This is a genomic window from Micromonospora sp. NPDC023888 (assembly GCF_040639415.1).
GTDB lineage: Bacteria > Actinomycetota > Actinomycetes > Mycobacteriales > Micromonosporaceae > Micromonospora.
Genome location: NZ_JBEZZW010000090.1, coordinates 1 through 2,400, shown reverse-complemented (window position 1 = coordinate 2,400; position 2,400 = coordinate 1). Strand labels below are relative to the sequence as shown.

Annotated in this window: 1 protein-coding gene; it reads right to left on the bottom strand. The window is 68.8% G+C overall.

Annotated features, from left to right (window positions below):
• Positions 1 to 215 precede the first annotated feature (215 nt).
• Positions 216 to 2,222: an excinuclease ABC subunit UvrC gene (gene uvrC / locus AB0F61_RS34125; RefSeq protein WP_357818513.1), complete on the bottom strand. Its 2,007-nt coding sequence runs from the start codon at positions 2,220 to 2,222 to the stop codon at positions 216 to 218.
• Positions 2,223 to 2,400: the final 178 nt, after the last annotated feature.

Genomic DNA, 2,400 nt, shown 5'->3' with positions numbered 1-2,400 from the left:
CAGGGGCAGGGGCAGGGCATCGTGCGGACTGACCCGGTCAGGAGACAACGCGCGGTACGGCACCTCGTGGCCCGCATGATCGTGCTCGATCCAGGCCCCTCCCCACGCCCCGAGGCCACTACAACAAGCGAGCACGATCATGCGCAGCGCGAGGCGAGCGCGGACACATGCGTGAGCTGGTTGTCCACCGTCAGCCGAGAAAGCGACGGCAGTGCTCAGGTGCTGGGCTTCGTTCCAGCGCTTTCGTCGATCTTCACGTCCTCGTCGGTCTTCGGGTCCTTGTCGAGAGCGGCCAGGATCGCCTCGGCGGTACGTCGACCCACCCCGGGCACCTCGATGATCTCCTCGACTGTCGCGGCGGAGAGCCGCTTGAGGGACCCGAAGTGGCGCAGCAGCGCCTTGCGCCGCACCTCCCCGAGGCCGGGCACGTGGTCCAGCGCCGACTCGGTCATCCGCTTGGATCGGCGCTGCCGATGGAAGGTGATGGCGAACCGGTGGGCTTCGTCACGGACCCGTTGCAGCAGGTAGAGCCCCTCCGAGGTGCGCGGCAGGATGACCGGAAGCTCGTCGTCGGGGAGCCAGACCTCCTCCAACCGCTTGGCCAACCCACACAGCGCCACGTCATCGATGCCCAGGTCGGCGAGGGCCTGCGCGGCGGCCGCGACCTGTGGGGCGCCGCCGTCGACGACCACCAACTGCGGCGGGTACGCGAATTTCCGCGGCCGGCCGGTGGTCGGATCGATCAGGACACCGACCTGAGGCTCCACCGCGTCCTCCGGGGCGGCCGGGTCGTCGGCCGACTCCACCCCCACCTCACCCGTCTCGGCCCTCGCGTCCAGATATCGGGCGAAGCGGCGGCGGAGCACCTCGGACATGGCGGACAGGTCGTCGGTGGCGCCCCGGACGATGAACCGCCGGTACTCGCTCTTGCGGGGCAGCCCGTCCTCGAAGACCACCATGCTGGCGACCACGTCGGTGCCCTGGATCTGGGAGATGTCGAAACACTCGATGCGCAGCGGCGAGGTGCGCATGCCCAGCGCCTCGCTGATCTCGTCCAACGCCTTGCCCCGGGTGGTCAGGTCACCGGAACGCTTCAGTTTGTGCCGGGCCAGCGCGTCCTTCGCGTTGCGCTCCACCGTCTCCATGAGGGTGCGTTTGTCGCCGCGCTGCGGCACCCGCAACGACACCCGGCTGCCCCGGTGGTCGGAGAGCCACTCCGCCAGCGCGTCGGCGTCGGCGGGCAACTCGGGCACCAGCAACTCCCGGGGCACGTCGGCCTCACCCTCCTCGCCCCCGTACACCTGGGTGCAGAAGTGGTGCACCAGGTCGCCGGTGGTCAGGTCCTCGGTCTTCTCCACCACCCACCCTCGCTGACCGCGGACCCGGCCGTCGCGAACGTGGAAGACCTGCACGGCCGCCTCGAGCGGATCGTCGGCGAACGCGACCACGTCGGCGTCGGTGCCGTCGCCCAGCACCACCGTCTGCTTCTCCATGGCCCGGCGGAGCGCGGCCACGTCGTCCCGCAGCCGGGCGGCACGCTCGAACTCCAGCTGCTCGCTCGCCTCGGTCATCTCGCGTTCGATCTTGCGGACCATGGTGTCGGTGCGTCCGGCCATGAAGTCGCAGAACCCGTCGACGATCGCCCGGTGTTCGTCGGCGGAGACGGTGCCGACACACGGCGCCGAGCACTTGCCGATGTAGCCGAGGAGGCAGGGACGGCCGACCTGGCCGGCGCGCTTGAACACGCCGGCCGAGCACGTCCGGGCGGGGAACACCCGTAGCAGCAGGTCGAGGGTCTCCCGGATGGCCCAGGCGTGCGAATACGGACCGAAGTAGCGCACCCCTTTGCGCTTGGCGCCACGCATCACCTGCAACCGGGGGTATTCCTCGTTGAGGGTGACGGCCAGGTAGGGGTACGACTTGTCGTCGCGGTAGCGGACGTTGAACCGGGGGTCGTACTGCTTGATCCAGGTGAACTCGTGCTGGAGCGCCTCGACCTCGGTGCCGACGATGATCCAGTCCACCGACTCGGCGGTGGTGACCATCTGCCGCGTGCGCTCGTGCAGATTCCAGACATCGCCGAAGTAGGAGTTGAGCCGGCTGCGCAGGTTCTTCGCCTTGCCGACGTAGATCACCCGGCCGGTCCCGTCACGGAAGCGGTAGACCCCCGGTGACTCCGGGATGGTGCCGGGTGCGGGACGGTAGGTCGAGGGGTCAGCCACGCCAACAAGCCTAGTCCGCACCACCGACAGCCCGTGACAGGCGCTAGATCCACTCGGTTTCCGGGAAGTCGGGGTGTCGGCAGGCGGCGGTTTCAAGCGGCTGTTGCGACGAGGTGTTTGTGGAGTACCTCGGCTGGATTCTGCCAGTCGAGGGTTTGTCGTGGTCGTCCGTTGAGTT